The sequence below is a fragment of the Bacillus sp. JJ1532 genome, assembly GCF_036965085.1.
Classification (GTDB): domain Bacteria; phylum Bacillota; class Bacilli; order Bacillales; family Cytobacillaceae; genus Cytobacillus.
Genome location: NZ_JBALOW010000084.1, coordinates 36,659 through 44,848, shown reverse-complemented (window position 1 = coordinate 44,848; position 8,190 = coordinate 36,659). Strand labels below are relative to the sequence as shown.

The following is an 8,190-nucleotide window of genomic DNA, read 5'->3' as shown; positions in this document are numbered from 1 at the left end:
GCTTGGAAGGCTGTAGTTTTACCACTAAACTACACCCGCATATTACTAAAAATAAAAAAACAGGTTTCCCTGTAAATTTCATAAACAATAATTTAACATTTTCTTAATATTACAACCTTTTCGAAGTATCGTCAAGTTTTTTTCGACAAATTTCTTTGTTTTTCTTTCTTTAGAAATGTCCGTCAAAAGGATGTGGATGGACTTTTTGGTGATGATTGAACCTTGAAATGTCCGTCCAAGGGGCATCGATGGACTTTTTGGTCGTGATAGGATAGTGAAATTTTTTCAGAATTCGTTTATTAATACCCAATTTTTTCAAAATATTGACATCCTTCCAATTTCACATAAAAATATACATGTAACTATATAATGTTATGGATCAATTTTTTAATAGAAAGGAAGATACATATGTTTAAAAGAATTGCAGCAGATGCTTTAGGCTTGTCTGATATAGGGAAAATTATCGACCCACAAGACTATGACAAAACCGAGGCTGATGACTATGTGATGCATGAGGATAATGAGAAGATTTATTTTCTTATTAAAACGAAGGCAGATGAATACTGTTTTACCAATTTAGCGCTGATCCATGTAGATGGGGAAAAAGCTATTTCGTCTAAGAGAACATTAAGAAGGTATTCGTATTATGAAAATGAAATATCCGATGTAACCTTAGAAACTGCTGGAAAAATCGATCTTGATATCGAAATTAAGTTTAAGTTAGGCTCACAAATTTTTGATATTGATGTTCAGAAAGATCAAATTGAAAAATTAAAAGATTTATATAAAGCACTGATTCGCATTTCCGAGATTTATAAAGAAAATAAAAAAAATGTAGGCTTAGCTGATGTAAGTCTTGAGAAGGCTGTTTCTGTTTTGCATGGTGCTCGCCTTGGCGAAAATACAGCATTAGAAAAAGAGTATCAAAAGCTAACAGATTTTGGCTTTGCTTGGCTCACCTCCGTCAGAGAACAATACCAAACCAAGGACTTTGGCAAGGTCTTTGAAAAATATATCAATAATTAAGAAGCTTAAATAAAATTGTTAACATAAAAGCAGCCTTTCATATAGAGGAGGGCTTTTTTTTTCAATTTCTGGACAGGTTTTTACTTTTCTCGAAAACCTGTCCGAATAAACCTTGAAGAAAATCTGCTTAAAGTCCTGCAAAATAAATTTCAGGTTTCAATTTTGAAAAAGCTTACTATTGTGTGACAAAAAACAATTCTGTTTTTACATTGTTATGGTATCCTAGGTATATACTACTTTTGGAGGTATCGAGATATGGCAATTACTATAGAAAACCCTAAAAATGCCAAAAGTGACAAACCACAATTTTCAAGGACCAATCCATTTTTAGCACCGGTTCTTAAAAATAGTAATTTAAATGGAACAGACTCAAGTAAAGAAACAAGACATATTGAGTTATCATTAAAAGGTTCTGGCCTTTCATATGTTCCAGGTGATGCGCTTGGTATTGTTCCTGCAAATGATCCAGAACTTGTATCATCCCTTCTTGAAGAAATGGGATGGGACCGTGAAGAAATTGTAACTGTTGGAAAGCAAGGGGAGACGCTGCCATTGATGGAAGCGTTAACAACGTATCTTGAAATTACTCTGCTGACGAAGAAGATATTACAGCAGGCAGCAGCCCTCACAGAAAATGAAGAGCTGCAAAGGCTTATATTGGTTGAAAATGCAGATCAGCTTAAGGAATATTGCTATGGACGCGATTTATTAGATATGTTGCGCGATTTTGGCCCTTGGAAGGCATCTGCCCAAGAAATCGTCTCCATATTGAGAAAAATGACGCCGCGTCTTTATTCTATCGCAAGCAGCATAAGTGCTAATCCAGATGAAGTTCATCTAACCATCGGTGCTGTACGCTACACTGCTCACGGGCGTGAACGAAAAGGGGTTTGTTCAGTTCAATGTGCTGAACGAGTTCAAGAAGGAGATACGCTGCCAGTCTTTGTTCAAGTCAATAAACACTTCTATTTACCAGAGTCCCTAGAGAAAGATATTATTATGGTTGGTCCTGGTACAGGCATTGCTCCATTCCGTTCTTTCATCCAGGAATGGGCAGTCAATCAAGCAGCTGGCCGCACATGGCTCTTTTTTGGAGATCAGCATGAAGCAACGGATTTCCTTTATCAAGACGAATTGGAAAAATATCAACAAGACGGAGTATTAACAAAGCTTGATACTGCCTTCTCTCGTGATAAAGCTGAAAAAGTGTATGTGCAGCATAAAATGCTTGAACATAGTAAAGAATTGTTTGAATGGATTGAAAATGGAGCTTATTTCTACGTTTGTGGGGATAAGGAACGTATGGCGAAAGATGTTAACGATGCGCTTGTTACTGTTATTGAAAAAGAAGGTTCGATGACTCGAGATGAAGCCGAAGCCTATTTGAAAGATTTGCAGAAGCAAGGTCGTTATCAGCGTGATGTATATTAAATGAAACGCATTTTATTTTAAAGATCCTAAGTTTTAAAAATCCAGCTCCCTCCGTTCCATGTGAAATGGAGGAAGCTGGATTTTTTAATGAACTGTAAAGGTCATACTTTCTTTTTTAAAATAGCACGGACAGGGCTTCCATCTGCTTCTGCAAGCGGCAATGGGATAGCTGCCAACTCATATTCCCCTGGATCGATATGATCAAGCACAAGCCCTTCCAAAATATGAACTCCATACCGAGTCAGTTCATGATGAGCAGATAGTTCTTTGCTGTCTAAGGGATCAACCGAAGGCAAATCAAGGCCGATTAGCCGAACACCTTTTTGTGAAAGATAAGCTGCCAGTCCTGGCTCAATAAAGGGAATACTTTCTGGAAAAACCGCTCGATTTTTCCATGCCCCTGTATAGATTAACAGACGGGTCACCCTGGATAAGTCGACCTTACTTACTTCATCCACACCAATACTATCTTTATTCGGCAAATGGATGACAAGTGCTTTCCCAATATACAAATCTAAATCAAGTTCGATTACTCTTTTTCCATCATTATCAAAATGAAAAGGAGCATCAATATGTGTACCTGTATGTGCACTCATTGTGATTTGTCCGACATTTACGGACCCACTTTCTTCTTTGCTCCAGTTAACTTTATAAGAAAAAGGAGTATCTCCTGGCCAAACAGCTACTTTTTCATCCAATCGTTGTGAAATATCAACCCATTTACTCATGCACATTCCCTTTCATAGTTTCGTCCTTAAGCTCCACAGTTCTGGAAAGAATTGGTGATCAAGAACTTTTTTTAAATAGGGAACACCTGAAGAGCCGCCTGTTCCCTGTTTATGACCGATAATTCTTTCCACTGTGTTCATATGATGAAACCGCCAAGTCTGCTGCCCGCTTCCAATATCAACAAGCTTCTCGGCTAATTCGTATAAATCCCAATATTGATTCACATCTCGATAAACGGTCAGCCACGCTGCTTCCACAGTTGCATTTGACTTGTAATTTAGTGACCAGTCTCTATCAAGCGCCCCCTGATCGATTGACAAACCTCGAATAGCAAGAGCATGGATCGCCGCATCGTAAATGCTTGGCTTATTCAAAGCCTTGTTCAATGTTTCGAAAAGCTCGTTTTGATGCTTATAAACTACTAGTGAAGAAGCATTTTTATGCCCTAGTGCAAATTCAATCAGTCGGTTTTGGTATGATTGAAATCCTGATGAAGACCCTAGCTTGTCACGAAATTCTAAATATTCAGCGGGTGTCAACGTAGACAATACACTCCATGATTGAATCAATTGCTGTTGGATTCTTGAAACACGAGCAAGCATTTTAAAAGAAGGCTCTAAGTTATTTTGGTGAATACATTCTGTCGCTGCTGCAAGCTCGTGGATGATGAGCTTCATCCATAATTCACTTGCTTGATGGATGATGATAAACAGCATTTCATCGTGATGATTGGATAATAAGTGTTGACTAGAAAGGATTTTATCAAGATGTAGATAATCCCCATATGACATATATTTTTGGAAATCTGTATGTATCGTTTTTTCGAGACTGGTCTCCTGACTATGTTCATTAACGGGTTTTTTCTCCATACTTTTCACCTTCTTCTTATCCATATTTTCTGCTATTTGATAAATAAACCGTATCAAGAATAATACTTTCCGTCAATTAAAAATCTTAATATTTAAAAAATATAGATTATTTAAGTGAATTTTTATTTACTTCATACAAACTCTAAGATATCCTTCTAGTAACATATTAGAAGGGATTGAAGATTATTAATGACAACGAATTCATTTATCCCAACTAAAGGATATGCACAACAATTAGATCGAAATAGTATGACCTTTAGAGAAGAGTTTTACATTAAAGACGGTATTTATTATATGGACGGAAACTCTTTAGGACTGCTTTCTAAAAGGGCAGAAAAAACATTGCTTCTCAGTTTAGACGATTGGAGGAATCTGGGTATTGATGGATGGACTTCTGGGCATCAGCCTTGGTTTGATTTTTCGGAGAAATTAGGAGCATTGACTGCCCCGTTAATAGGAGCAAAGTCAGAAGAGACAATTGTTACAGGCTCAATCACAATAAATATTCATCAAATGTTAGCAACGTTTTACAAACCTGAAGGAACACGGACAAAAATAGTGGCAGTTGAATTAGACTTCCCATCTGATATTTATGCGATAAAATCCCAATTGCACCTGTTTGGGCTTGATCCAAATGAACATTTAGTGCTAGTAAAAAGTCGTGATTCGCGCATTATTAACGAAGCCGATATCATTTCTTCTATGACTGATGAGGTCGCCATCGTCTGGCTGCCATCTGTTCTATATCGAAGCGGTCAGCTCCTTGATATGGAGCTTTTAACAAAAGAAGCTCATAAAAGAAATATATTAATCGGGTTTGATCTAGCCCATTCGATAGGGGCTCTTCCGCATTCCTTGCATGATTGGGGTGTCGATTTTGCAGTCTGGTGTAATTATAAGTATTTAAATAGCGGTCCAGGCGGCGTGGGAGGATTATTTGTACATGAAAGACATCATGGAAAAGCCCCTGGTCTAGCAGGTTGGTTCAGTTCAAACAAAGAAAAACAGTTTGATCTTGAACTGGATTTGACACATGCCCATTCGGCTGGTGCCTTCCAAATCGGCACTCCACATATATTAAGTACTGCCCCGCTCTTAGGGTCCCTCGAAATTTTTGCTGAAGCAGGAATCGAAAATATCCGTGAGAAGTCTCTAAAAATGACTGGATATATGATGTATTTAATCGGGACTGAACTTTCAGATTTTGAATTTAGTATTGGAAACCCAGCAGAAAATGAGCGCCGTGGAGGGCATGTTTGTTTAGAGCACCGCGAAGCGGCACGAATTTGCAAAGCTTTAAAAGATCATCATGTCATCCCTGATTTCCGAGCGCCAAATGTCATCAGACTAGCCCCAATCGCATTATATACAACTTTTGAAGATATATGGGAGACCATTCAAATTTTAAAAAGAATTATGGTAAACGAAGAATATAAAAAATATGAAAATGCTAGAAATATAGTAGCCTAGTTCTTTTTTAGCATACAAAAATTCCCAGACTTAGAGGCTTTCTCTTTTGGAACTCAAAAAGAGAAAAGCCTTTTCGTTTTAGGTTTCACTCTTCCATAATTTATACTCTATATTTTAATATACAAATAACGTCTTCCTATTACTTTTTAGAAAGACGTTAAAAAACATTGATAAGACATAAATCCAATTTTACTAGCAAAATAATAATTCTACGCTTCTTTCATCACCCATACCGAAACTGCTTTCTCCTCACCAACATTTACATAACGGTGAGGAGTAGTACTCTGAAAGTAAATACTATCGCCAGCTTGAAGAGAAATTTCATCTTCACCTAATGCAATATTCATTTCCCCTTGAATCACATATCCAAATTCAACCCCAGGGTGACTGACCAGCTCCATCTCGCTTTGCTCCCCTGGCAGAATTTCTACCAGTAAAATTTGCTCATCACTAAGATGGCTTGGCATCAGTTCATGGTACCTTACGATATCATTCGATAATTGCAGTAATCTGTGTTCACCTTTTCTAATGACAAATTGATTTTCTTTTGAGCCATCAAAAAAATAATTGATTGGAGTATTTAAGGCTGTGCATATTTTCCAGAAGTTGCTGACAGTTGGGTCCACAAGACCTCGTTCTATTTGTGAAAGGAGGCCTTGGCTTAAGCCCGTTTTCTCCGCTAAGTCAGCAAGTGTAAAGCCTTGCTTTTTGCGAATTTCTCTGACCTTGTATTCCTTTATCATCTATATAACCACCCTTCTAATAATGGCAAGCAGCCAGATGGTCTTGACCCCTGCCTTCAAGCTTAGGGCTGATTAAACATCTTTCAGTTCGCTTTGGACATTTTTCATAGAAAACACAGCTTACTTCTCCCTTAGGCGGCAAAGTTTCGGCAAAGCCTTTGATGCCTTGTTCATTCGTTTCAAAAAGGCTTGGCAATGATGATAAAAGGATTTCAGTATAAGGGTGCTGTGGATCATTAAATAGTTTGTCTGTTTCACCCATTTCGACAATATTGCCTTTATAGAGTACAGCTACTTTCGTACACATATATTTTATGACGGACATGTTGTGTGAGATAAATAAATAGGTTAAGCCTCTTTCTTTCTTTAATTCCTTTAATAGATTAAGAACCTGTGCCTGCACGGAAACGTCCAATGCTGAGGTTGGTTCGTCAAGGACGATAAATGAAGGATCTGTAATTAGTGCTCTGGCAATTGCAATTCTTTGACGCTGGCCACCACTGAATTCATGGGGATACCGGTCCAGATGCTCTTCTTTTAGCCCTACCCGTTTTATTAATTTTAATAAATTTTCGTACGAACCTTTTTGCCTTCTTTCTGTTTTATCAAGTGCATAGAGTGGTTCCAAAATAATTTCTTTAATGGCCATTCTAGGATCTAATGAAGATTGCGGATCTTGGAAGACGGTTTGTAATTCTCCTGGCTTTCTACGAATATACTTATTTCTTTTCCATAAAGGATTGCCTTGATAAAGGATATCGCCTCCTGTTGGAGATTCTAGCCCAATAAGTAGTTTGCCAAACGTACTTTTTCCGGATCCAGATTCACCGACAAGCCCCAGCACCTCTCCTTCAGATATAGAAATGGACATATTATCTAGGGCTTTCACGGTTAGTTTCCCTTTTTGATAATGCTTATGTACGTGATCCATTTCGATCATTACGGTCATAGAATCAATCCCTTTCCAGCCAACATGCTATATCATGCTGATTTTGCCATTGAATTAATTCAGGCTGCTTTGTCCGACAAATATCCATTACGTAATGGCATCTTGACGCAAACGCACAGCCTACTGGACGTTCCATTAAGTTTGGCACCTCGCCTTGAATCGCCTTTAATGGTTCATTCGCATCCTTGCCATCAGGTAAGGCTTCAATTAGTGCTCTGGTGTATGGATGCTGAGGAGCATGTAAAACCTCCTTCGTCTCACCGGACTCAATCACTTCTCCCGCATACATGACAACCGTTCGATCGCAAATCTGTGAAACGACCCCTAAATCATGGGTAATAAATAAAATCGATGTTCCTTTCTTCTCATTTAATTCTTTCATAAGCTGCAAAATTTCATGCTGAATGGTTACATCTAAAGCTGTTGTTGGTTCATCTGCAATAAGCAGATCAGGAGGGGCTGCCATCGCAAGCGCGATTACAATCCTCTGGCGCATTCCTCCGCTTAATTCAAACGGATATTGTTTAGCTACATGCTCTGGATTGTGAATATGTACATCTTTTAACGCATTAATCATTAATTGTTTCGCTTCTTTTTTGCTCACTTTCCGATGTCTGCGAATAACTTCTGATAATTGCTCGCCAACCTTCATCGTCGGATGAAGAGCCGTCATAGGCTCTTGGAAAACCATCGCAATTTTCTTCCCGCGAATGGTTTGTATTTCTTTTTTTGATAAAGTTAATAAATTTTCTCCTCTATATGAGATTTCTCCATTCGTTATTTGCGCATTATTTTCTAATAGACCTAATATTGAAAGGGCTGTGATTGATTTTCCTGAGCCTGATTCTCCTACGATCCCGACAATTTCTTTTTCCTGAATGGAAAGATTAATATTTTTTAGAGCTTCAATCGTTCCTCTGAAGGTTTGGAAATTGACATGTAAATTTTTTATTGCTAACATTCCACCGCCCTC

At 38.0% G+C, this 8,190-nt stretch carries 8 protein-coding genes; 3 read left to right on the top strand and 5 right to left on the bottom strand.

Annotated features, from left to right (window positions below):
- Positions 1–408 precede the first annotated feature (408 nt).
- Positions 409–1,026, top strand: coding sequence for a PH domain-containing protein (locus V7122_RS22095; protein ID WP_335529155.1), 618 nt, complete (start codon positions 409–411; stop codon positions 1,024–1,026).
- 255 nt (positions 1,027–1,281) lie between these two features.
- Entirely contained in the window at positions 1,282–2,457 is a 1,176-nt protein-coding gene (locus tag V7122_RS22090; protein ID WP_335490574.1) for a sulfite reductase subunit alpha, read from the top strand.
- A gap of 101 nt (positions 2,458–2,558) precedes the next feature.
- On the opposite strand, the gene kynB is transcribed toward V7122_RS22090, so the two are convergent.
- Both kynB and kynA read right to left on the bottom strand, forming a co-directional pair.
- Positions 2,559–3,185 (bottom strand): arylformamidase, encoded by a 627-nt coding sequence (kynB, locus tag V7122_RS22085; protein ID WP_335490571.1) that lies wholly within the window; start codon positions 3,183–3,185, stop codon positions 2,559–2,561.
- A gap of 12 nt (positions 3,186–3,197) precedes the next feature.
- Positions 3,198–4,055 (bottom strand): tryptophan 2,3-dioxygenase, encoded by an 858-nt coding sequence (gene kynA, locus V7122_RS22080; RefSeq protein ID WP_335490601.1) that lies wholly within the window; start codon positions 4,053–4,055, stop codon positions 3,198–3,200.
- Between the two features lie 189 nt (positions 4,056–4,244).
- Here kynA and kynU point away from each other — a divergent pair, with 189 nt between their 5' ends.
- The gene (gene kynU, locus V7122_RS22075) at positions 4,245–5,525 is read left to right on the top strand and encodes a kynureninase (protein ID WP_335529152.1); all 1,281 of its coding nucleotides are present in this window, start codon (positions 4,245–4,247) and stop codon (positions 5,523–5,525) included.
- 209 nt (positions 5,526–5,734) lie between these two features.
- Here kynU and V7122_RS22070 read toward each other — a convergent pair whose 3' ends face one another.
- Genes V7122_RS22070 through V7122_RS22060 form a run of 3 tightly spaced genes read right to left on the bottom strand, consistent with a single transcriptional unit; the run spans position 5,735 to position 8,178 of the window.
- Complete coding sequence (locus V7122_RS22070) at positions 5,735–6,268, bottom strand: helix-turn-helix domain-containing protein (RefSeq protein WP_335345313.1); 534 nt, start codon at positions 6,266–6,268, stop codon at positions 5,735–5,737.
- A gap of 16 nt (positions 6,269–6,284) precedes the next feature.
- Entirely contained in the window at positions 6,285–7,217 is a 933-nt protein-coding gene (locus V7122_RS22065) for an ABC transporter ATP-binding protein (RefSeq protein ID WP_335345312.1), read from the bottom strand.
- Positions 7,218–7,221: 4 nt separating this feature from the next.
- Positions 7,222–8,178, bottom strand: coding sequence for an ABC transporter ATP-binding protein (locus V7122_RS22060; protein WP_335345311.1), 957 nt, complete (start codon positions 8,176–8,178; stop codon positions 7,222–7,224).
- Positions 8,179–8,190: the final 12 nt, after the last annotated feature.